This is a genomic window from Actinokineospora auranticolor, assembly GCF_002934265.1.
Taxonomy (GTDB): domain Bacteria; phylum Actinomycetota; class Actinomycetes; order Mycobacteriales; family Pseudonocardiaceae; genus Actinokineospora; species Actinokineospora auranticolor.
On record NZ_PTIX01000012.1, the window covers coordinates 142,195 to 163,953 of the forward strand.

Consider the following 21,759-nt stretch of genomic DNA (forward strand, 5'->3'; position numbering starts at 1 on the left):
CGAGCGAAGCGCGCCGTGGCGCTGCGCAGAACCGTTGGTAGCGCGCCGGTCGCGCCCACCCCGCGGTCGAGGCCGGGGCGTTCACGCTGGTGGTAACCATGCCAGGGCCCCGTTTTGGCCGGTCAGTCCACCATCCGGTACCCTCTCCCACGGAGGATTCGCATAGTGGCCTAGTGCGCACGATTGGAAATCGTGTTGGGTGTTAAAACCCTCGGGGGTTCAAATCCCCCATCCTCCGCTCCGACGGAACACCGGTCGCCCATTGTGGTGGCCGGTGTTTCTCGTTTCCGGGGGTCAGCCCGCCACTCGGGGGTGGGGGTGCAGGTCGGCCAGGTCGGCGGCGGTCAGGCCCGCGGTCCAGCCGGAGGTGTTGGTGATGGTGGCGCGGCGGGTCCGGATACCTGGGTAGAGGGTGTCGAAGCGGGTGTCGACGGCTCGGCGGCGGGCGGTGAGGACCGGGACCAGGGCGGTCGTGGCCAGGCGGGTGTGGTCGCCCGCTTCGGTGAGGCGCTGGTGGACCCGGTGGGCGTAGGCGACCAGGAAGGCGTGGCGGTACGCGCGGCCGGTGTCGGGGGCGTGGGACATCGCGCGGGTGGACTGGACGTGCAGGGACGTCGCGAGGAGTTCGGTGATCTCGAGGTCGGTTTCGTGGCCGACCAGGCCGACGCAGCCGAGCCGGGGGTAGAACACCGAGCGGCAGCGGTTCGCCTCGGCGACGGCGTCCACAAGCTGTGCCTTCGGCGCCAGGTACGGGCCGCGCAGCCACAACCGCCGAGCCGCCGCCTCCTGCGGTTCGGCGGCGGTGACCACCGCCTGCTCGAACGCGTACCGGGCCATCAGCTCCTGCGCCTTGGCCGAGAGCGCCTCCGCCTCGGCCGCGTACGGTGTGGACTCCGCCTTGGCCAGCAGGCCGCGGACCCGGGCGAGGACCCGCTGGTCCACCCCCGGTGCCGCGACCTCGGTGGCCGGGTCGAGCGGACCGGGCACCAACCGGGGCAGCTGCGGCAGGCCCATCAGCGCGCCCAGCAGTTCCACGACCCGCCGCAACGCGGACTCCAGGGGACCCGTCAGCCGGACCGGTCCCGCGCCCGCCAGGGACGCCAGCTGGCGCCGCCACACGGGGTGCAGGTCGCGGTAACGCGCGCACTCGGCGACCACCGCCGAGCTGGCCAGCGGCACAGCCGACCGGGGCACCGCCGCGACGACCTCGGCGGGCTGCCAACCGCGCCGCCACAGCAGCTCCAGCGCCCGGTCCAGCGCGGACGCCGCCGCCGCCGTCGCCACCTCGCCCCCCGCCGCGGCGACCACGCGCACTTGGTCGAGCCCGCCGCTGAGCGCGGCCTCGGTCAACCGGGCCGCGAGCACCGCGGGCACGGCTCGCTCTCGACCATATGTTCGCACGGACCACATCATGCACCCCGGACACGCCAAGGCGCCGACCACCCCGGGGGTGGTCGGCGCCTTGTCCAGGTCGGACGCTACTCGTCGTCCTCGGCGGCGTGGTCCGGCTTGCCGGGGTTCGGGTCACGCGAGAGGTCGATCAGCGGGTGCCGCTCCGCCCCCTCCGGTGCCGCGTGCCTGCCGGTCCCCTCCGGACGCTCGACGCGTTCGGTCACGACGTTCCCTCCTTCAGCTCCGCTGTCTACAGAGGAACCGAGGCTACCCCCGGTGGGCACGAACCCACTCGGAGATGCCGTCGGCAGTGATCGGCAACGCATCGGAGATGACCCGGGCACCGGTGTCGGTGACCACCAGGTCGTCCTCGATGCGCACCCCGATGCCGCGCAGCTCCGGCGGCACCGTCAGGTCGTTCGGGTGGAAGTACAGGCCGGGTTCCACGGTCAGCGCCATGCCCGCTTCCAGGGTGCCCTCGTGGTAGGCCGACGCGCGGGCCCGGGCGCAGTCGTGCACGTCCATGCCGAGGAAGTGGCCGACGCCGCAGACGATGTAGCGGCGGTGGTGCTGGCCGTTGACCTCAAGGGACTTGTCGACCGAGCCGGGCAGCAGGCCCCAGTCGTGCAGGCCCTCGGCGAGGACCCGCATGGCGGCGTTGTGGAAGGCGCTGTACTCCGCGCCCGGCTTCACCTCGGCCATGGCGGCGAGGTGCGCGTCGTGGACCAGGTCGTACACCTGGCGCTGGGCGGCGGAGAACTCGCCGGAGACCGGGAACGTCCGGGTCACGTCGGCGGTGTAGAGGGTGGTGACCTCGACACCGGCGTCGAGCAGCAGCACGCCGTCCTCGGGCACGGTGCCGTCGCAGCGGGTCCAGTGCAGCACCGGGGCGTGTTCGCCCGCGGCGACGATCGAGGCGTAGCCGGGGCCGTTGCCCGCGGTCCGCGCGCGCCGGTCGAAGGTGCCCTGCAACCAGCGCTCACCGCCGCCGCGCACGGCCTCGCCCAGCTCGCGGGCCACATCGGCGAAACCGAGCACGGTCGCGTCGACAGCGGCCTGGAGCTGGCCGATCTCCCAGTCGTCCTTGATCCGGCGCAGCTCGGCCAGGGTCGTGCGCAGCTCCGGGCTGTGCGCGCCGACCAGGGCGTCCAGCAGCGGGTCGGCGCCCTTGGCGACGTGCACCTCGGGCAGCTGACCGCGCAGCGCGCGGGGCAGGTCCTCCAGCGGCCGGACGTCGACGCCGAGCGCCGCGGACCACTCGGCCAGGCCGGGCACGGCGCCGTTCCACAGCTCGCCGTCGCGGGCGTTGGCGAAGAAGTCGGCCTCGCTCGGGCCCGCGGGCTCGCGCAGGTGCAGCACCGCGTCGTGGCCGCCGCCGGAGGGGGTCATTACGAGCACGGCGCCCTCGGCGTAGCAGCCGGTCAGCCAGGCGAAGTCGCTGTCGGCGCGGAAGACGTAGTCGGTGTCGTTGGACCGGGTCGGCGCCAGCCCGGCGGCCAAGGCGATCCGTTTGCCGGGGAAGGCCGCGGAGAGCCGGTCGCGGTGCGCCTCGGCGGCTTCGGCCGCACCCGCGACGCCGCGCACCCGGCGGTCGGCCGGGCCCCAGTCGTCGCGCACGAACTCGCGGAACCCCTCGGCTTCCACCAACCTCGACGGATCGCGTCGAGCCGGACGGTCGCTCATCAGGACACCTTCCTTCTTCCTCGTCTCCCTCGCGGCGGCACAGCACCACCCAGCCGAGGGTATAGAAGCAGGCCACCGGCGCAGCCCGGAGAAGCGGAGAGCGCCGGCTCCCCCTGGGAACCGGCGCTCTGCGTACTGCGAAGTTTGGCGGTGGCGGTGGGATTTGAACCCACGGAGGCTTTCACCTCACACGCTTTCGAGGCGTGCTCCTTCGGCCGCTCGGACACGCCACCGCAGAAGAGATTACAGATCTCCACCGCCCAGGCCCAACCCGACCCCCTGGAGCGGGGAAAGCCCGCCTCCCGGGGGATAGGAGGCGGGCTCTCTGCGGCAAGGAGACCGCGGCGCCGTTCAGTGCCGGTTACGCAGGTGATCCTTGGCGTCGTGCACGGCCCCGGCTGCCTTGTCCCGCAGGTCGTGGCCTGTTTCCTTGGCCTCGCCGCTGACCTGGTCCGCCTTGCCGGAGTTCTCCAGGTCGCGGTTGCCGGTGGCCTGGCCGAGCTTCTCCTTGGCCTCGCCGACCACCTGCTCGGCCTTGTCCTTGACCTTGTCGAACACGCCCATAGCCGGTCCTCCTTCGTTCGCTCTCGCCCCCATGGGGTGTCCAGCCGGGCCGAACAACCCACTCGTTTGTGACTCAAGTCACAAATTGCGTCGAGCGGCGAAGAACCCCTCCAGCAGGGCGGCGCACTCGGCCTCCAGCACGCCGCCGATGACCTCGGGGCGGTGGGTGAGCCTGCGGTCGCGGACCACGTCCCACAACGACCCCACCGCACCTGTCTTGGGCTCCCAGGCACCGAAGACCACACGGTCCACTCGGGCCAAGACGAGCGCTCCGGCGCACATGGTGCACGGTTCGACCGTCACCGCCAGGGTGCAGCCGGTCAGGCGCCAGCCGTCGTTGTGTCGTTTGGCGGCTTCCCGCAGCGCGAGGACTTCCGCGTGCGCGGTGGGGTCGGCGAGGGCTTCCCGCGCGTTGCACGCCGAAGCGAGCTCCGTCCCGTCGGGACCGAAGACGACGGCGCCGATGGGGACGTCACCGGTGGCCTCGGCGCGGCGGGCGGCGGTGATGGCCGCGCGCACGAGCCCGTCGAGGTCCACCGGTGGCCCGCTCGGGCTCACTGGAGGATCGTGTCCAGGTGCTTGGTGAACTCGGAGGCGAAGCCGAGCCGCTGGGCGATCATCTGCAGCTGCTCGTCCGGGTACAGGTCGATCTCGTCGATGATCACCTGCAGCTCCGGCGCGGGCAGCCCCAGGTCGGCCAGGATGTCCAGGGACCCCTCCGGCCAGACCTCCTCGTCGTCCTCCGGCGGGTCGACCCGCAGGACGTCGAGCGCGTCGGCGGCGATGTCGTAGTCCAGCGCGGCCGCGGCGTCCGAGAGCAGCAGCGACACCCCGCCCGGACTCGGTCGCAGCAGCAGGAAGAACTCGTCATCGATGGCCAACAACCCGAACACGGCACCCGTGGTGCGTGTCTTGCGCAGCTCGGTGATCGCCGCGTCGAGTTCGCGCAGGGCGGTGGCGTCCATCGGATCGCACCGCCATTTGCCGTCCTCGCGGACGACCGCAACCCCGAAGCCCGGTACCGGCTCCTCTCCCGACATGCACACACCGTATTCCGCGCGGAGGTCACCCGGAAGAAGCAGTCCCCCATACCGACGCGCGATGACACTATCGAGAAATGACGACCCAGGCCGTATCCACCTCACCGCGGGCGGGCGATCCCCGTTTCGGCGGGCTGTTCGACGCCGCGCACGCGCTGCAGCCCAAGACCGTCGCCCTGCGCAGGCAGCTGCACACCCACCCTGAGCTGGGGCTTGACCTCCCCCGCACGCAAGCTGCCGTAGTGGCGGCTTTGCAGGGGACAGGGCTGCGGCTGCACACCGGCAAGAACGTCAGCTCGGTCGTTGGGGTGCTGGAGGGTGAACGGCCCGGTCCGACCGTCCTGCTGCGGGGAGACATGGACGCGCTCCCACTGCAAGAGGACACCGGTTTGGCCTATGCGTCGGAAGTCGACGGGGCGATGCACTCGTGCGGCCACGACACGCACGTGGCCATGCTCGCCTCCGCCGCGCGGCTGCTGTCCGAGCGGCGAGCGGACCTGGCCGGTCAGGTCGTGTTCATGTTCCAGCCCGGCGAAGAGGGTTTCTACGGCGCCCGGTACATGATCGAGGAGGGCGTGCTGGAGGCCGCTGGTCGACCGGTGGAGCGGGCGTTGGCGCTGCACATCACGTCGAAGGAGACCTCCGGGATGCTGCGCTGCCGACCGGGGCCGATGATGGCCAGCGCCAACTCGTTCACGGTGATCGTCACCGGCAAGGGCGGGCACGCGTCGAACCCGTCCGACGCGATCGACCCGGTGCCCGCGGCGGCGGCCATGGTCGGGGCGCTGCAGACGCTGGTGACTCGGCGGATCAGCGTGTTCGAGCCGACCGTGGTGACCATCGCCAAGATCGCCGCGGGGACCACGTCGAACATCATCCCGGAGACCGCGGAGCTGCAGGGCACGCTGCGGACGCTGTCGGAGGCGGCGCGGGCGACGATGCTCGCGGAGATCCCCAAGGTGTGCACGCAGATCGGCGCCGCCCACGGTTGCACCGTCGAGTTCACCGTGGACGCCGGGTATCCCGTGACCATCAACGACGACGCGGTGGCCGCACAGCTGCAAGAGATCGCTGCGGCGGCTGTTGGCCCCAACCACGTCGGTCTTATGCCGAACCCGCTCATGGGCGCCGAGGACTTCTCTTACGTCCTGCAACGCGTCCCGGGCGCGATGGCGTTCCTCGGCGCGTGCCCCCCGGGTGTCGATCCGGCGGAGGCCGCGCCGAACCACTCGAACCGGGTGCACTTCGACGAGGCGGCGCTGCCGTACGGGGTGGCCACCTACGCGGCCTTCGCGCTGGACGCGCTGCGCTGATCGGGTGATCGATAGGGCACTATCTTTGCCCATGCGATCGGTGTGCGTTGTCGGCCTCGGGCTCATCGGCGGTTCGGTCCTGCGGGCGGCCTCGGCCGCCGGTCGGGCGGTGTGGGGCACGGCGGGCTCGGCGGAGGACGTCCAAGGCGCGATCGGCGAGGAGTTCACCGTCACCGACGTGGACTCCGCGCTGCGCCGGGCCGCCGAGGAGGACGCGCTGGTGGTGGTCGCGGTGCCGCTGCCCAACGTCGACGCGGTGCTGCGCAAGGTCGGCGACCTGGCGCCGAACTGCCTGCTCACGGACGTGGTGAGCGTCAAGGGGCCGGTCGCTGCCGCGGTCGCCCGGTACGCGCCGGACACCCGGTTCGCGGGCGGCCACCCGATGGCGGGCAAGTCCGCGTCCGGCTGGTCGGCGAGTTTGGCGGCCCTGTTCAGCGGCGCGGCCTGGGTCGTCACCGCCGACGAGGAAACCACCCTCGAGGCCTGGCGCGAGGCCGCGCAACTGGCCCTGGACTGCGGCGCGGGCGTGGTCCCCACGACGACCACCGAGCACGACGCGGCGGTCGCCCGGATCTCGCACCTGCCGCACGTCATGGCCGCTGTCCTGGCCGCCTGCGGCGCCGACGGCGGTCCCCTGGCCATGGCCCTGGGCGCGGGTTCGTTCGCCGACGGCACCCGGGTCGCGAGCAGCAGGCCGGAGCTGGTGCTGGCCATGTGCGAGGGCAACCGCGACGCGCTCCTGGGCGCCGTGGACGACGCACTCGGCAGGCTCGGCGCCGCCCGCGGCGCCCTGGCCTCCACCGGCGCCCTCGGCGCCACCATCCGGTCCGGCCACGCGGGCCGCGAGGTCTTCGAGGGCCAGCGCGACGCGGCCAAGGCCCAGGCGATGGTCGACCTGGCGGGCCAGGACCCCCTGGCCGAACTCCGGCTGATCGGCGCCCAAGGCGGCCGCGTCACCGGCTTCGACGGCGACCTGGCCATCGCCGCCCTGCCGGTACTCGCCGACTGACAGGTATCGGGTAGCTAACGAAGCGGTGACCGGCGTCACCGCGCGCCCTACGTTTGGCGGGTGGATCTCCCAGCGCCGTTACCACCGCCGCCGCCCAACCGGGTGCGGCGGTTGGCGGGTATCGCCGGGGGTCTGGTGCTGCTCGGGGCCGCGATCGTGGTGCTGCGGACCCCGCCCGAGGCCGGTGAGGAAGGGCCCGCGCCGCCGCCGCCCGCGCAGACCGTGGTGCGGCAGTACGCGGCCGATGGCGTGGTGGTCCCGCAGCCGGGCTCGCGCCCCGACCCGCCCGCCAAGGTGGTGGCCGTAGTGGGGTTGCGGCGGCTACAGCTGTGGTGGGGCCCGAACGTAGCCAGTGTGCCGGAGCCCAAGGGCGCGGCGGGCTACGAGGTGACCTGGGGCCGCATGGGTACGGCCGAGTACACCCGGCTCGTGGCGGAACCGTCCGTCCAACTCGACGCACTCGACAACAACACGCCCTACGACGTCGAGATCCGCACCATCGACTCTTACGGCCAGCGGTCGCAGCCCGCCAAGACGTCCGCGACACCGCAAGACCCCGCAGACAACCCGCCTTGGTCGTTCAACGACCGGTTCATGACGCGGGTGGTTCCGGACCCGCTGAACTGGCGGTTCGCGAGCACCGACGACTGCGGGCGGGCGACCCGGGGCGACGGCGACGACGGCAGCAGGCTGGTGATCAGCGCCCAGTGCGGCATCGAGCCGGTCGCGTTGCGGGCCAGGCCGCCGCTGCGGCTGCGGGACGCGCCGGTGAACGGCGAGCTGGGCCGGTTCGTCGTGGAGACCGACCACCCCGGTCAGCGCGGTGAGCTGCTGCTCGACCTGGTGCCCGGTCCCGCCGACCTGATCGCGGGCTCGCCCAACGGCGCCCCGCCGCGTGGACCGGCCGGTCTGGCGGTGGAGGACGCGTCGCTGCCGCCGGGCGCCATCCGGGTGCGGGTGGCCGGTAGCGAGGCGACCACCGAGGTGCAGGTCGTAGTGGCTCCGGGCACGCCCCGGCTCGGCAAGGCGGTCTCGACCTCCCCCGCTCCCCGGGCGGAGCTGGGGATGGCCGTGCGGTGGGAGGTCGTGCTGCGCACCGATGGCGTGCAGGTGCTGCGCAACGGGGTTGTAGTAGGTGGCGGTGACGTCGTACCCGCGTGGCGGGAGGCCACCGCGCTGGTTGGGTTCATCGGCGGCACCGGCGGTCTCTACGCGGGGGTGAGCCTTGTCGGCTTCATCGGTGCGCCTACAGCCGCTCCGGTGTTGGTGGTGCCACCGTCGATCGATAGCGGTCGTGTGGTGGTGGCGCCGGATTCGCTGTTGACGACGTTCGGCCCCGGGGAGCGCGTACCGGGCACGCGCGGCGGTCAGATCCGCCTGACGCTCGTCCCGCAGAACGGCCCGGACGAGCCCGCCACCGACACGTTCAGCGTCGAGGTGGGCGGATCCCTCTTCCCGGCCCGGCCCGCGGTGGCCGGGCAACCGATGGTGCGCAACGTGCGGTACCCGATCGTCGCCGATGTGCCGCCGGAAGCGCTCGTCTACGGCCCCGACGGCAAGACCCTCGTCATCCGCGTGCGCGGCCCCCAATACCGGCAACGCGCGGCGACAAGGGTGATCAGCGCGTCGGTCGAGTTGATCGCGCTGGAAGGCGCCGTCTCACCCGCGGCGGGCAGCGGCACCGACGTCCCCCTGCCGCGCGGGGCGTCGAGCCTGCCCCGCCCCGGAGCGGTGCTGCTCGACGCGGCGGGCAACCCCGTGCCGGAGGACGCGGTACTGCCCAGCGGCCGGACCGTCGTCGAGGTCTTCACCGACGGCCGCGCCGGTCAGCTGCGCACCGGGCGCCTGGCGAGCACGGCGGGCGTGGAGGTGTCGCTGGACGGGCGGCGGGTCGCGGGCATACCGACGGTCGTGGACGGCCCCGGGCTCGGCGGGCGCTGGCGGCTGGCGCTGACCACGGCCGACCTGCCGCCGGGCAGGCACAGCGTCGAGGTGAAGGTGCTCGGCACCGACCCGACCACGCCGTTCGCGGTCGCGTCCGTGCCGTTCCGGATCGCCTAGACGCGGCTGGCGACGCCCGGGTACTCGACGACCACGCCGTCGGCGTCGACGGTCAGCTCGGTGGTCACCTCGCCCTGGGTGAACTCGATGACCGCGCCGCGCTCGTCGACCGAGACCGTGCGGTAGCGCTGCCGGACCACCTGGACCTCCAGCTCGGGCATGCTCACGTAGACCACGGGCAGCTCGTGCTCGCCGGTCTGCCGGTGCAGGCCGAGGCGCCGGATCGGCAGCGCGGACAGGGTGACCATGCCCGCGACGTCGATGGTCAGCGCGCCGTCGAACTCCTCCCGCCGGGAGGCGTCGCCGTGGTCGACCAGCCAGGTGCCGTCCTCGGTCCGGTTGACCGAGACCTGCCGCTCCTGCGCCGCGGTCGTGCGCAGCAGCAGCCTGCCCGCCTCGGCGCCGCGCGCGGCGTCGTTGAAGGAGGCGTCGAACGAGGCGCTGAACGCCTCCCTGCCGGTGTCGGGGTGCGCCGCGGCGATGAGCCTGCCGGAGGCCCGCAGCCTGCCCTCGGTGAGCAGCAGGCGCACCGACTCGAGGGTCGCGGGTCGGCTGCCCTGCCAGGTGAACACGGACGGGTTGCGCGGTCTGCCGCCACCCTCGGCGAGCACGCGGTCGGTCGTGGCGTCGGTGCTCACGCCTGTTCGCCCGTCCGCTGGTTGCCGTCGATGCTCATGGTGCTCCTCACGCGCGACGCCACACTGCCGAGAAATCAACATACCGACCGTGGCGCACTTAGTGCGACCAGCGAGCGGCGGTCCGCGACCGTTGTTGCACCAGTCCTGGGCCACGCAAAGTGGCGTTTACCGCCGTCAACTCGGCTACTACGGGCTCAAGGCGTTCGTCTTCCGGCAGTTGGACACGCACAGGCGCACGCTCGCCTCTCACCGCCTCGGCCGCCTCCCGCACCGCCGCCACGAGGGTCCTGGTGTCGGCCTCGCTGACGGGCTCCCCACCACGGTCGATGGCGAGCGCGACTGCCGTGACCGCGTCGGTGAGCCGTTCCAGACCCACGATCACCGGCCACCACGCCGCCGCCTGCCGACCGGCCGCGAACGGCTCCACCAGGGACTGCTGGAACGCGGTCCGCACGTCCGACAGCGCCCGGTAGGACTCCCGGCGCAGCGGTGAACGCTCGTCACGGTGTCCGGACAGGGCGTGTTCCAGGTAGGCGGCGACGGTGTCGAGCGCGCCCGCCAGGTCCTCGCCGACGCGTGGGCGGCGGGCGCCCGGCCAGAGCAGGTAGCCGATGACCAGCACGATGGCACAGCCGATGCCGGTGTCGAGCAGCCGCGCGCCCACGAGCGACCAGTCGCCCGCCTCGGCCACGTCGAGCTGCACGAGCACCAATGGCGTCACGAACGTGCTGAACATGCCGTAGTTGCGCACTTGACCGATCGGCAGCGCAGCGGCGGCGATTGCCATCAACGGCACCAGGACCCACCCGGGCGGGTCTACCGCGAGCACGCCAGCACCTATGAGCACGCCGACTGCGGTGCCGACACCTCTTAGGACCGCGCGTCCGAACACGGACCCAAAGTCCGGCTTCAGCACGATCGCCACGGTCAGCGCGACCCAGTACGAGTGCTCCAGCGCGGCGAACCGCCCCACGGCCACCGCCACCCCGACGCAGACCACCAAGCGCAGCACGAGCATCCAGGTGCGGCGGCCCACGACCTCGCGGAGCCGTTCCCGCACGCCCACGGGCTCCTCGTCGGGCCGCAGGTCGGTATCGCGATCACCGCGCCGGAACTCGGCGACCGCGCGCAGCCCGGCGTGCAACTGGGCCAGGGCGCGCGCTCCTTCCGGTGGTTCGGGCGGTTCCGACAGGGGTTCGCGGACGCGGATGCGGTACGCGGCCTCGAACAGGTAGGTGACGAACTCGGGCGGTATCTGCTTCTTCGCATTGACCAGCGCTACCGACGCTTCGATTACCGGTGTCGTCTCGGTGAGCAAGACAAACAGTCGACGGTAAGAGCGGTCCCGGCCCGCAAGACGTGACCGTGCGTCCAAGAGCGCGTCATAGGCGGCGTTGATCGCTTTGGTGAGTTCCCGGCGCGCGTGGCGAGCTTCTGCGGTACCAGCCGCAGCGAGCATGACCGCGATGTGGTCGTACACCGTTGCCACCGCCGCCCGTTCCAGCGCGGCACCGCGCACCGGCCACGCGGCGATGGACAACACCAGCGCGAACGCGGCCCCAGCCGCGAAGCAGCCCGTGGCCAGCCAGGGATCGGCGGTCTGCCCGGAACCGAGGATGGCGAACACCAGCAACTGCAACCCGGCCAGCGACGCGGTGCTGCTGACCGCACTGACCACTGCGGACACACCGGCCACCAGCACGAGCGCCCAGGTCCAGGGTCCTTCGAGCAGCATGCCGACCCAATACCCGCCGACTCCGGCTATCGCGGCCCACACCGTCCTCTGTGCGCGGTAGCGGTATGGGCCGTCGGAATCGGCGAAGACGACGCACAAGGCGCCGATGGAGACCAGGACACCCAGGTCGATCCGCCCCACCAGCATCCCGATCGCGACGGGCGCGGCGATGGCCGTCGCGGCGCGCAGTGCCCGCTTCCACGGGATCGGGACCGGGCGCTGGCTCAGCAGCTCACGCAGCCAGTGGGGGGCCGAAAGATCGCTCACGGCACGACCGTAAACGCAGATCGCCTCCCGGGCCGCGTGGCCCGGGAGGCGATCTGGAGTGCTATCGGCTGACTACGCGGCGTTGCGGCGGTGACGCACGTAGAGGAGCGCACCGGCACCCGCTCCCAGCAGGCCGACGCCCACCAGGACCGGGACCAGGATGTTGGCACCGGTGTCGGGCAGGTTGTTGCTCGGCTGCGGCGCCGGGGCGACCGTGGTCGTGGTCGGCGGCACGGTGGTGGTCGGCGCGGTGGTGGTCGGCGCCGTCGTGGTGGTGGTCGGCGTGGTGCCCTTGGCCCAGTCGGCCTCGCCGACGGCCTTGAGCGGGACGGTCTCGGTGCCCGCCACGATCAGCGGCTGGGCTTCCTCGCCCTCGCGGTTCTTGCCGACGAAGAGGCGGCCGACCTCGATGGCCGGACCCTCACCGGTGACGCTGAAGGAGCCCTTGCCGTCCTTGGCGTCCGCCGGGATCTGGAGGTAGATCTCGGTGCCGTCCTTGACGGTCGTGATCGCCTTGCCGTCCTTGTCGACGACCTTGACGCCCTCGGGCAGGTTGACGTCCAAGCCCTTGATCGTGCCGTTGGAGGAGACCTTGAACGGCCCGATCTTGTCGCCCGGCTTGCCGGACCGCTTCGACGGGGCGACCTTCAGCTCGCCCTTCTCGGGCTCGCCGATGTCCTTCGCGTTGTCGATCAGGTACTTGTAGACCGCGTAGACGTCCTTGTCGTCGTCGGTCTTCGCGGTTTCGCCGGGGACGCCGCCGGAGGAGTTTTCCTCGTCGAGGTCGAGGCCGTCGCTGAAGTGCCAGATCGCGGCCTGCGTGGCGGCGATGACCTCAGCCCGCTCGATCGTCTCGCCCGCGGCGCGGTTCGGGAGGTTCTTAGCGTTGAAGTAGGCTTCGTCGTTCACCGGGTAGCCGTTGTGCAGCACCCAGTTGATCTTTCCGGCGTACTGCTTGAACAGCGAGTCGTCCGCACCGGGGTAGGAGTCCCACGGGACCTCCTTCATGATGTTCGTCTCGTGGCTCCAGGCGATCTCGGCGCCGACGCAGTACACCTGCAGGAACTTGCCGTCGCTCAGCTCGAACTTGAGCAGGTTGGCGCGCAGGTCGAACTTCTTGCCCCCGTGCGTCAAGTGGACGAAGAGACCCTGCTCCGCGGCTTCCTCGTGCAAGGTGCCCTTGGCGGCCTCGGCCGATGCCGGAATTGCGGCAATCGCGCCGAAGACGGCGGCAGCGGCCACCGCGGCGCCCACACGGGCCAAGTTCCTACGACTCGCCATGACTCTCCCTCTGCGGATCCGAACGTCGATCGCGGTTGTGCGGACGCGGCCGGAAACCCCAGAGCCCGCCCCCACTGACCGGCGAAGATCCACTCCCCCCAAAGAGTGGTCACCCACCATGTCAGCGTGCGCGGACTCTACTAAGCGCTGATTTTGAGTCACCCACCGGGGTGACGCCGAAACACATCCGAGTCCTAAGCGTTGTGTTTCGTTCACGCATCGCGCGGATCTACTGCGGACAGTGACCACCTGAAAAGACGATCAGCGCCGCCCGAATGGCGCTATCGAGGCGCGCGGGACCGACTCGCCGGCGGCGAATCGACACGCCGGTCGGGCGTCCACCGCGCGGAGATCACCGCAGGTCAGCGGGCGCGGACGACGATCAGCGGTCCACAGGGGACCGCGCGCGTCCACCACGGTCCGAATCGCGTTCGGATTCGCTTTGGTGAACAGCAAAAGAACTCGCGGGTGGCTACTCGATCTTGAAACGCGAGCCCGCGTGGTTTGTCGCTTTCACATTCGGCGAAAGCGGCGGCTCTTCCTAACCGCGCCACTCGGCGACAACCTCGCCGAGCACCTTCAACGGCAGCGGCCCGCCGCCGAGCACGAGGTCGTGGAACGCGCGGATGTCGAAGTCGGCGCCCAACCGCACCTCGGCGGCGGCGCGGGCGCGCTGGATCTCCAGCCGACCGACCATGTAGGACAGCGCCTGCCCCGGGTACGCGATGTACCGGTCGACCTCGTTGCCGATCTCCAGCAGCGACAGCGGGGTGTTCTCCCGCAGGTAGGACACCGCCCGCTCGCGCGACCACCCCTTGGCGTGCAGGCCGGTGTCGACCACGAGCCTGCCCGCGCGCATGGAGTCCATGGCGAGCATGCCGAAGCGGGCGACGTCGTCGGAGTACAGGCCCATCTCCTCGGCCAGCCGCTCCGTGTAGAGGCCCCAGCCCTCGGCGTAGGCGTTGACGTCGGCCAGCCTGCGCAGCAGCGGCAGCTCGGTCAGCTCCATGGCCAGCGCCAGCTGGAAGTGGTGACCGGGCACCGCCTCGTGGAACGCGGTGACCTCGGCGAGGAAGCGGTCGCGCTCGTGCGCGCGGTCGGTGTTGGCGTAGTAGACGCCCGCGCGCAGACCGTCCAGCGACGGCGGCATGTAGTACGCGGCGGGCGCGCCCGGCGCCTCGGCCGCCGGGACCGGCTCGACCCGGCAGGCCTGCGCGGGCATCCGACCGAACCAGCGCGGCGCGGCCTCCTCGGCGCGGGCGATGGCGTCGCGGGCGTGCTCGAGCAGCTCGTCGGCGTCGCGCCAGCGCATGGCCGGGTCGGTGGTCAGCCGGTGGAAGACCTCGGCCTGGTCGGCCGTGCCGAACACGCGCTGCCCCAGCTCGGCGTACTCGGCGCGCAGCCCGGCGATGATGTCGAGGCCGGTCTGGTGCAGCTCGTCCGGGCTCAGGTCGGTGGTGGTGTGCACGCGGGAGAGCGCGGCGTAGGCGGCCTCGCCGTCGGGCAGCGCGCACAGGCCGGGGCGGTCGTCCGGCCTGCCGACGGCGGCGATCTCGTCGACCAGCAGCTGCCGGTACGCGGCGAAGGCGGGCCGCACGACCTCGGCGACCACGCGCTCCCGCTCGTCGAGGAACGCCTGGTCCTCGACCGCGGGCCGCTGGGCCAGCAGCGGGTCCGCGGCGAGGTCGGTGGCCAGGTAGCGGTCGAGGTGGGCGATCGAGGAGTCGACGAGCCTGCGCACCGGCAGCCGCCCGGCGGCCACGCCCGCGCGGTGCCGCGCGCCGACCTGGGCCAGGTGCGCGGGCACGGCACGGAGCCTGGTCAGGTACGCGGCGGCGCGGTCGGCGTCGGGCAGCACGACCATGGGCAGGAAGGTCAGCAGCGAGGCGGCGGGGCCGACGAAGATGTCGGTGACCGTGTACTCGACCATCCGCGCGTCGATCCGGTCGACGACGGCGCCCGCCTGCTGGGCGATGACCTTGGCGGTGACGTCGCCACCCAGCCGCTCGTCCAGCGCGTCGGCGCGGCTGGCGATGTCGACGGCGGCGGCGCGGGTGGCCTGCTCGGCGTCGGCGGACACGTCGGCCAGGCGGTCGTCGTGCCCGGGCAGCCCGAGCAGCGTCGCGGACAACGGCTCGGCGTCGAACTGCAGGGCCAGCAACTCCTCGGCCAGCGCCAGCACGTCGCCGTTCACCTGGTCCGCTGTGGTCATCCCCGGCCCCTATCCCCGTCGCGGTACCCGGCCCCGGTGTGTGTGGCCGGACTCTGGGGAGGCTACGCCCATCCGGGGGTGGAACGATTTGCGAGAACGCAATCGCCGGACCCGGGAGCCAGCCGATGGTCGAACGCCAGCGCACCTTCGCCTTCGAGATCGCCGTGAGCAGCAGCGCGGACGCGCCGGAGCTGTTCGCGATGGTCAGCGACGGCAGGCGGTGGGCGGAGTGGGCGCGGCCGGTGGTCACCGAGGCGTACCTGGAGCGGGAGGGCGACCCGGCACCGGGCGGGATGGGTGCCGTGCGGGTGGTGGGGCGCAAGCCGCTGCTGTTCCGCGAGGAGACGGTCGAGTACGAGCAGGACCGCAGGCACGCGTACCGGTTGCTGTCGGCCGCCCCGTTCCGCGACTACCGCGGCGAGATCACCCTCATCCCGCTCGACGGCGGCGGCACGGACCTGGTGTGGCGGTGCAGCTTCGTGGAGCGCGTCCCCGGCACCGGTCCCGCCCTGCGCGCGGGCCTGCGCTCGTTCATCAACGACCTCACCAAGCGCCTGCTGCGCGCTGCCGAGCACTAGCCGAGCCCCTTCGCCGCCAGCTCCGCCCGCCAGCGGTCGCCCAGCGTCTCCATCTCCCGGCGCATGAACTCGAAGAACAGCTGGGTCATGGCCAGGCGCTTGCCCGCGCGCGTGTCCCGACCGAGCAGGTCCGCGCCGTCGGCCATGGCCACGGCCCAGGCGGCGAGCAGCTTGTCGCGGTGGGCCATCAGCTCGAACCAGGACTCGTCGGCGAGGGCGTAGTGGTCGCGCCGCTCGCCGGGCTCGCGGCCCCTCCTGATCATGTTCACCTGCTCCAGGTAGCGCACCGCGCCGGAGATGGCGGCGGGGCTGACCTGCAGGGACTCCGCGAGCTCGGTGGCGCTGAGCCTGCCCGCCTCCGTGGTGAGCAGGCAGGTGAACACCCGGGCGGGCATCCGCTGCATGCCCGCGTCCGACAGGAGCAGGGCGAAGCGCTCCACGAACCGCGCCACGGGGTCTTCCTTCACGACTTCACCCTATTCGGTCGACGAGCGGACGTTAACGCTTTCCTAACGTTCACAAAGTTGTGAAGCAAGAGTACGTTCTGAAGCATGACAACGGCAATCTCGGTGTCCGGCCTGGTCAAGACCTTCGGCCGGACCCGCGCGCTCGACGGTCTCGACCTGACGGTGCGGACCGGGGAGGTCCACGGCTTCCTCGGGCCCAACGGGGCGGGCAAGTCCACCACCATCCGGGTGCTGCTCGGCCTGATGCGCGCCGACTCCGGCGACGCGTCCCTGCTCGGCGGCGACCCGTGGCGCGACGCCACGGCGCTGCACCGCCGCCTCGCCTACGTGCCCGGCGACGTCTCGCTGTGGCCGAACCTCTCCGGCGGCGAGGTCATCGACCTGCTCGGCAGGCTGCGCGGCGGGCTGGACCAGCGCCGCCGCGCCGACCTGCTGGAGCGCTTCGACCTCGACCCGCGCAAGAAGGGCCGCACCTACTCCAAGGGCAACCGGCAGAAGGTGGCCCTGGTCGCCGCGCTGTCCTCCGACGTCGAACTGCTGATCATGGACGAGCCCACCTCGGGGCTGGACCCGCTGATGGAGGCGGTGTTCCAGGAGTGCGTGCGGGAGGAGCGGCAGCGCGGGCGCACCGTCCTGCTGTCCAGCCACATCCTGGCCGAGGTCGAAACCCTCTGCGACCGGGTGAGCATCATCCGCGCGGGCCGCGCGGTGGAGACCGGCACGCTGGCCGACCTGCGCCACCTGACCCGGACCAGCATCACCGCCGAACTGGCCGGTCCGCCCAACGGCATCGGCGACCTGGCGGGCGTGCACGACCTGGTGGTCGAGGGCAACCGGGTGCGCTTCGACGTGGACACGCGTGAGTTGGACTCGGCGCTGCGCGCGCTGAGCCAGTCCGGGGTGCGCTCGCTGACCAGCCAGCCGCCGACCCTGGAAGAGCTGTTCCTGCGGCACTACCAGGACGCGTCGTGATGACCGGGCTCACCGGCACCGGACCGCTCATCCGGCTCGCCCTGCGTCGCGACCGCGTGATCCTGCCGATCTGGATCCTGCTGCTCAGCGTCATCCCGGCGTCGACGGTCAAGGCGTACGAGCAGCTGTACCCGACGCTGGCCGACCGGATGTCGCTCAACAACGGCACCGCGACCAACCCGTCCGTCGCGGTCCTCTACGGGCCCGCCTACGACCTGACGACCCCCGGTGGCTGGATCGCGTGGCGGTACGGGTTGTTCATCGCCCTGTTTGTGGCGTTGATGGCGGTCTTCACCGTCACGCGGCACACGCGCGCGGAAGAGGACACCGGACGGTTGGAGTTGCTGGGGTCTGCCGTAGTGGGGCGGTTCGCGGCTCTTACCGCCGGGGTCGTGGTGGCAGGTGGCGCGAGTGTGCTGATCGGCGTCATCACGTCTGCCGGGTTGGTGGGTGCCGGGCTGCCCGCCGCCGGGGCGTTCACGCTGGGGCTGGGCATCGCGGGCGCCGGGCTGGTGTTCACCGCCATCGCCGGGGTGACCGCGCAACTCACCGAGTACTCGCGCTCGGCCAACGGCTTGGCCATCTGCGGCATCGGCGTGGCGTTCCTGGTGCGCGCGTTCGGCGACTCCACGGCGTCGGCGCACTGGGTGTCGTGGCTGTCGCCGCTGGCGTGGCCGCAGCAGGCGAAGCCGTTCATCGACGACAAGGGATGGGTCGCGCCGTTGGCGGTCGTTGTCGCCGTAGTGGTGGCCGCGGTTGCCTACGCCCTCGTGCCTCGTCGTGACATCGGTGCCGGTCTGTTCGCGGGACGGCCGGGTCCGGCAAACGCACCGCGCTCGCTGTCGAGCCCGTTCGGGCTGGCGTGGCGGTTGCAGCGCGGGTCGCTGCTCGGCTGGGCGATCGGGTTCGTGGTCATGGGGGTGATCTTCGGGTCGTTGGCCGACGGCATCACCGGGTTGATCGGCAACAGCGAGCAGGTCCGGGAGATCTTCGCGCGCATGGGCGGGACCCAGGGGCTGGTGGACGCCTACCTGTCGGCCATCGTGGGGCTGTTCGGGATGCTCGGCGCGGTGTACGCGGTCCTGGCGACCCTGCGCATGCGCACGGAGGAGACCGCGGGGCACGCGGAGCCGGTGTTGGCGGCTGGGGTGAGCCGGTACGGCTGGGCGGCTAGTCACTTGGTGTTCGCCGTAGTGGGACCGGCGGTGCTGTTGGTCATCGCGGGCGTCAGCGCCGGGTTGGGCCATGGGGTGCACGCGGGCGACCTCGGTCACCAGATCTCGCACACGCTGTCGGCGTCTCTGGTGCAACTTCCGGCGGTGTGGGCTGTCGCCGCTGTTGCGGCGCTCTTGGCCGGGTTCTTGCCGCAGGTGTCCACACCGGCCTCTTGGGCCGTAGTGGGTGTCGCGGTCGTGATCGCCCTCTATGGACCCGCGGTGGGTCTTGCGCAGGCAGTGCTGGATGTATCGCCGTTCGTGCACGTGCCGAAGCTGCAACCGGGCACGGACTTCAACGCCACACCGCTGTTGTGGCTCACCGGTGTCACCGTGGTGGCGGCCGCTACGGGGCTGTTCGGCTTCCGCAGGCGCGACATCGGGTGAGGTGGGGGGACGGAGGCCGGGCACGGTACGCGCGCCCGGCCTCCGCGCCGTCAGACGCGACCGGAGTCCGCCTCCACGGGCAGACCCGCGGCCTCGCGGACGATGCGCTGGGCGAGTTCGAGCCCGGCGGCCTGGCCCTCGCGGTAGGACTCGTCGGCGGTGAGCGCGCGGGCGTCGCGCTCGGCCTCGGCGAGCTTGGCCAAGAGCGGTACGACCTCGACGGTGTCGAGCGGTTGTGACATGGGCGGTCCTTCTGCAGCGGGCACGGTCGGAACGGGGTTCGCGTCCCTCTTGGCCCCCACGTACCCCGTGGTGACCGCACCTTGTCGGGGTTAACCCATTTGGGTGGTGTGCACCTATACTTCGCAGGGCTAAGTAGTGGCACTGGGGAGGCTGGGCGATGTCGGGTACGCGTGCGCCCAGCGGCGGTCTCCCGCGCGAGGTGTGGGTCATCGCGTCCGCGAACTTCGTGATCGCGCTGGGGTTCGGCCTGGTCGCGCCCGCGCTGCCGACCTTCGCCCGCAGCTTCGACGTGAGCGTGACCGCGGCGTCGGCGGTGGTGAGCGCGTTCGCCTTCGCCCGGTTGGCGTTCGCCCCGATCGGCGGGCGGCTGGCCACCCGGCTCGGGGAGAAGCGGGTCTACCTGACCGGCATGCTGATCGTCGGGGTGACGACCGGCGCCTGCGCGTTCGTCGGGAGCTACTGGCAGCTGGTCGCACTACGTGCACTCGGCGGCACCGGCTCGACGATGTTCACCGTCTCGGGTGTCGCCCTGTTGATGAACCTGACGCCCGCGCACCTGCGCGGCCGCGCTTCCGGCCTGTGGAGCACGAGTTTCCTGCTCGGCACCGTCGCGGGTCCCCTGGTGGGCGGTGGCCTGATCGGGATCTCGCTGCGCGCGCCGTTCCTCGTCTACGCGGGTGCGCTGGTGGTGGCGGTGCTCCTCGCGTGGCTGCTGTTGCGCAAGTCGACGCGCATCGCGGCACCGGGTAGCGACACGACGCCCGCTTTCCCGCTGCGGAAGGCGTTGCGCGACAGCGGTTATCGGGCATCGCTGGCGTCCAATTTCGCCACCGGGTGGATCGTCTTCGGCGTCCGCGTGTCGCTGGTCCCGCTGTTCGTCGTCGAGGTGCTGCACAAGGACGGCGCGTTCGCGGGCACGGCGCTGGCCGCCTTCGCGGTCGGGAACGTGCTCGTGCTGATGGTGTCCGGTCGGATCGCGGACCGCTGGGGCCGCAAACCACCCGCGCTGCTGGGGCTCGTGGTGTCGGCGACGGGCACCGTCTGGTTCGGTCTGACCGACGCGGTCCCGGAGTTTCTGATCGCGACAGTCGTGGCCGGAATGGGCACCGGGCTGCTCAGCCCGCCGCAGCAGGCCGTGGTGGCCGACGTCATCGGCACGGCGCGCGGCGGACCGGTGCTGGCCGTGTTCCAGATGGCCGCGGACGTGGGGGCCATCGTGGGACCGGTGGTCGCGGGTGCGCTGGCCGACCGGCTGTCGTACGGCTGGGCCTTCGCGGTCACGGGCGGCCTCGCCGCGCTGGCGGTGCTGGTGTGGTTGCCCGCCCGCGAAACGCTGCCAAGCAGAGCTCGGGTCGTGCCCGTCGAGGTAGCAGAGGTCGACCAGGGACAACAAGCCACCAAGTAACCGATTGGGGGATTGTTTTGGTCACACTGCGTGGATTCATTGCTCCGTTGGGGCGGATTCCACTCGGCCAGGTGGCCAAAGTAGGGCCCACGGCTGCGCTCGTGTGAATGAGGTGGGAGCCTTTGGGGTACCTACCCCGCCATGCGGGTTGGCAACGGCTGATGCGGAGTGATCCGATGGCTACCGCACTGTGGATCGTGGCCGCGGCTTCGGCCGCGGCGTTCATCATCTGGCGGCTCAAACACGCGGGCGCACGGTTGGAGACGATTTTTCGCGAGGAGCGCGAACGCACGGAGGCGGAGTCCGGCCCTGCGGAAGAGTTCTACGACGAACTCGACCAACCCCACCGCGTGGGCTGGAACCGCCGCTCCCGCTAGCCGCAAGTCCCCCGATCGGGGCTGTGGATAACTTTCGGCACGCCCACCGCTCGACCACCTAGATTCTGCCGCATGACATTCAACCTGGAATACCAGAGCAAGCGGCAGGACGTCCTCTACACGCTCACTGTCACCACGGACGACAGCGGCGAACTCGGCATCGGCCTCACCGGCGCCGACCCCGACGGCACCGTCGTGGCCGAGGGCATCCTGCGCCTACCGCCGGGCGGCGCCACCGAAACCGCCAAGCTCCTCCGCGAATCCCTCGACGCCATCTCCGGCTTCGAAGGCAGGCGCACCCGCCGCAAAACCGGCAACTCGCACCAACCGTGGACCATCGAACAGGACACCACCCTCCGCGAGGCCTGGCTATCTCACCCCCCAAGCACCCAGGCCCCGGAACTGATCCGCGAACTGGCCGAAGACCGCGCCCGCACCCCCGCCGCCATCCGCGCCCGCCTCCCCCGCGTCGGCTGCGATCCCGATGTACCGGGCCGACTGCTCACCAAGGAATCCGCCGCCCTAGTAGGCCGAGACGCCATAGCCACGACCGCCTAGCCCACACCCGTCACCTCACCCACCTCCCAAGTGGAGCATCACTCCTCACCCCACCGCCCAACCGCCCAACCGCCCAACCGCCCAACCGCCCAACCGCCCAACCGCCCAACCGGAATTCGACCCCCACCCACCAACCCCTTCACCCCCCAATCAACCCCAACCCTCGCCCGCACACCTCCACACCCACACTCCGCATGTCTCCCCTGCACCTCTCAGTCCGCCCACACCTCCGCTCTCTCATCGCCACACATCTCGCTTCCACCTTCCCCCCAGGCACCCCGGCGCCAACACCACACATCGCCAGTCCTCACCCGGATCGCCACACCGCCACCACGCCCACACCTCGCTTCCACCCTTCAGTTC

General features: G+C 71.5%; 21 protein-coding genes and 2 tRNA genes. 10 read left to right on the forward strand and 13 right to left on the reverse strand.

The window, feature by feature from the left end; translation table 11 throughout:
- The first annotated feature begins 151 nt into the window (after positions 1–151).
- Positions 152–238: transfer RNA gene (locus CLV40_RS22040), tRNA-Ser, on the forward strand.
- Between the two features lie 56 nt (positions 239–294).
- Here the strand turns inward: CLV40_RS22040 and CLV40_RS22045 are convergent.
- From CLV40_RS22045 to CLV40_RS22075, 7 genes are all read right to left on the reverse strand, one after another.
- Positions 295–1,401 (reverse strand): DUF2786 domain-containing protein, encoded by a 1,107-nt coding sequence (locus CLV40_RS22045; protein WP_146108172.1) that lies wholly within the window; start codon positions 1,399–1,401, stop codon positions 295–297.
- A 77-nt stretch (positions 1,402–1,478) separates the two neighbouring features.
- Positions 1,479–1,616, reverse strand: coding sequence for a hypothetical protein (locus CLV40_RS22050; RefSeq protein ID WP_104480860.1), 138 nt, complete (start codon positions 1,614–1,616; stop codon positions 1,479–1,481).
- Positions 1,617–1,659: 43 nt separating this feature from the next.
- On the reverse strand, positions 1,660–3,075 hold the full coding sequence (locus CLV40_RS22055) for an aminopeptidase P family protein (protein WP_104480861.1): 1,416 nt from the start codon (positions 3,073–3,075) through the stop codon (positions 1,660–1,662).
- A 145-nt stretch (positions 3,076–3,220) separates the two neighbouring features.
- Positions 3,221–3,308 (reverse strand) — tRNA-Ser (locus CLV40_RS22060).
- 118 nt (positions 3,309–3,426) lie between these two features.
- Positions 3,427–3,639 (reverse strand): CsbD family protein, encoded by a 213-nt coding sequence (locus CLV40_RS22065; protein WP_104480862.1) that lies wholly within the window; start codon positions 3,637–3,639, stop codon positions 3,427–3,429.
- Positions 3,640–3,717: 78 nt separating this feature from the next.
- Positions 3,718–4,197 (reverse strand): nucleoside deaminase, encoded by a 480-nt coding sequence (locus tag CLV40_RS22070; RefSeq protein WP_245931461.1) that lies wholly within the window; start codon positions 4,195–4,197, stop codon positions 3,718–3,720.
- Positions 4,194–4,679, reverse strand: coding sequence for a tRNA adenosine deaminase-associated protein (locus CLV40_RS22075; RefSeq protein ID WP_104480864.1), 486 nt, complete (start codon positions 4,677–4,679; stop codon positions 4,194–4,196). Before CLV40_RS22075 ends, CLV40_RS22070 begins: the two co-directional genes overlap by 4 nt.
- A 77-nt stretch (positions 4,680–4,756) precedes the next feature.
- Between CLV40_RS22075 and CLV40_RS22080 the strand changes: the two genes are divergently transcribed.
- From CLV40_RS22080 to CLV40_RS22090, 3 genes are read left to right on the forward strand one after another with little or no spacing between them, the layout of a single operon-like run.
- Positions 4,757–5,992, forward strand: coding sequence for a M20 metallopeptidase family protein (locus CLV40_RS22080; protein ID WP_104480865.1), 1,236 nt, complete (start codon positions 4,757–4,759; stop codon positions 5,990–5,992).
- A gap of 31 nt (positions 5,993–6,023) precedes the next feature.
- Positions 6,024–7,001, forward strand: coding sequence for a prephenate dehydrogenase (locus tag CLV40_RS22085; protein ID WP_104480866.1), 978 nt, complete (start codon positions 6,024–6,026; stop codon positions 6,999–7,001).
- Positions 7,002–7,061: 60 nt separating this feature from the next.
- Entirely contained in the window at positions 7,062–9,062 is a 2,001-nt protein-coding gene (locus CLV40_RS22090; RefSeq protein WP_146108173.1) for a hypothetical protein, read from the forward strand.
- Here CLV40_RS22090 and CLV40_RS22095 read toward each other — a convergent pair.
- The 4 genes from CLV40_RS22095 to CLV40_RS22110 all read right to left on the reverse strand — a co-directional run bounded on the left by CLV40_RS22095 (position 9,059) and on the right by CLV40_RS22110 (position 15,195).
- Complete coding sequence (locus tag CLV40_RS22095; RefSeq protein WP_181043649.1) at positions 9,059–9,700, reverse strand: putative glycolipid-binding domain-containing protein; 642 nt, start codon at positions 9,698–9,700, stop codon at positions 9,059–9,061. The genes CLV40_RS22090 and CLV40_RS22095 overlap by 4 nt on opposite strands.
- A 97-nt stretch (positions 9,701–9,797) precedes the next feature.
- Complete coding sequence (locus tag CLV40_RS22100; RefSeq protein ID WP_104480869.1) at positions 9,798–11,702, reverse strand: FUSC family protein; 1,905 nt, start codon at positions 11,700–11,702, stop codon at positions 9,798–9,800.
- Between the two features lie 72 nt (positions 11,703–11,774).
- Positions 11,775–12,983 (reverse strand): thioester domain-containing protein, encoded by a 1,209-nt coding sequence (locus CLV40_RS22105; RefSeq protein ID WP_181043650.1) that lies wholly within the window; start codon positions 12,981–12,983, stop codon positions 11,775–11,777.
- A gap of 541 nt (positions 12,984–13,524) precedes the next feature.
- Positions 13,525–15,195 carry a DUF885 domain-containing protein gene (locus CLV40_RS22110; protein ID WP_104480871.1) on the reverse strand — a complete coding sequence of 557 codons (1,671 nt, stop codon included), beginning with the start codon at positions 15,193–15,195 and terminating at the stop codon, positions 13,525–13,527.
- A 125-nt stretch (positions 15,196–15,320) separates the two neighbouring features.
- Between CLV40_RS22110 and CLV40_RS22115 the strand changes: the two genes are divergently transcribed.
- Entirely contained in the window at positions 15,321–15,773 is a 453-nt protein-coding gene (locus CLV40_RS22115) for an SRPBCC family protein (RefSeq protein ID WP_104480872.1), read from the forward strand.
- On the opposite strand, the gene CLV40_RS22120 is transcribed toward CLV40_RS22115, so the two are convergent.
- Positions 15,770–16,240 carry a GbsR/MarR family transcriptional regulator gene (locus CLV40_RS22120; protein WP_245931462.1) on the reverse strand — a complete coding sequence of 157 codons (471 nt, stop codon included), beginning with the start codon at positions 16,238–16,240 and terminating at the stop codon, positions 15,770–15,772. The genes CLV40_RS22115 and CLV40_RS22120 overlap by 4 nt on opposite strands.
- Positions 16,241–16,324: 84 nt before the next feature.
- Between CLV40_RS22120 and CLV40_RS22125 the strand changes: the two genes are divergently transcribed.
- Positions 16,325–17,212, forward strand: coding sequence for an ABC transporter ATP-binding protein (locus CLV40_RS22125; protein WP_104480873.1), 888 nt, complete (start codon positions 16,325–16,327; stop codon positions 17,210–17,212).
- Positions 17,212–18,813, forward strand: a complete 1,602-nt coding sequence (locus tag CLV40_RS22130) for an ABC transporter permease (RefSeq protein WP_104480874.1) — start codon at positions 17,212–17,214, stop codon at positions 18,811–18,813. The genes CLV40_RS22125 and CLV40_RS22130 overlap by 1 nt, the downstream gene beginning before the upstream one ends.
- Positions 18,814–18,863: 50 nt before the next feature.
- Here CLV40_RS22130 and CLV40_RS22135 read toward each other — a convergent pair whose 3' ends face one another.
- Complete coding sequence (locus CLV40_RS22135) at positions 18,864–19,055, reverse strand: hypothetical protein (protein ID WP_104480875.1); 192 nt, start codon at positions 19,053–19,055, stop codon at positions 18,864–18,866.
- Positions 19,056–19,213: 158 nt separating this feature from the next.
- Between CLV40_RS22135 and CLV40_RS22140 the strand changes: the two genes are divergently transcribed.
- The 3 genes from CLV40_RS22140 to CLV40_RS22150 all read left to right on the forward strand — a co-directional run bounded on the left by CLV40_RS22140 (position 19,214) and on the right by CLV40_RS22150 (position 21,396).
- The gene (locus tag CLV40_RS22140; RefSeq protein ID WP_104480876.1) at positions 19,214–20,461 is read left to right on the forward strand and encodes an MFS transporter; all 1,248 of its coding nucleotides are present in this window, start codon (positions 19,214–19,216) and stop codon (positions 20,459–20,461) included.
- Positions 20,462–20,637: 176 nt separating this feature from the next.
- A complete protein-coding gene (locus CLV40_RS22145) occupies positions 20,638–20,838 on the forward strand; it encodes a hypothetical protein (RefSeq protein ID WP_104480877.1) in 201 nt (66 codons plus the stop codon).
- Between the two features lie 72 nt (positions 20,839–20,910).
- Positions 20,911–21,396 carry a hypothetical protein gene (locus CLV40_RS22150; RefSeq protein WP_104480878.1) on the forward strand — a complete coding sequence of 162 codons (486 nt, stop codon included), beginning with the start codon at positions 20,911–20,913 and terminating at the stop codon, positions 21,394–21,396.
- The last annotated feature ends 363 nt before the right edge of the window (positions 21,397–21,759 follow it).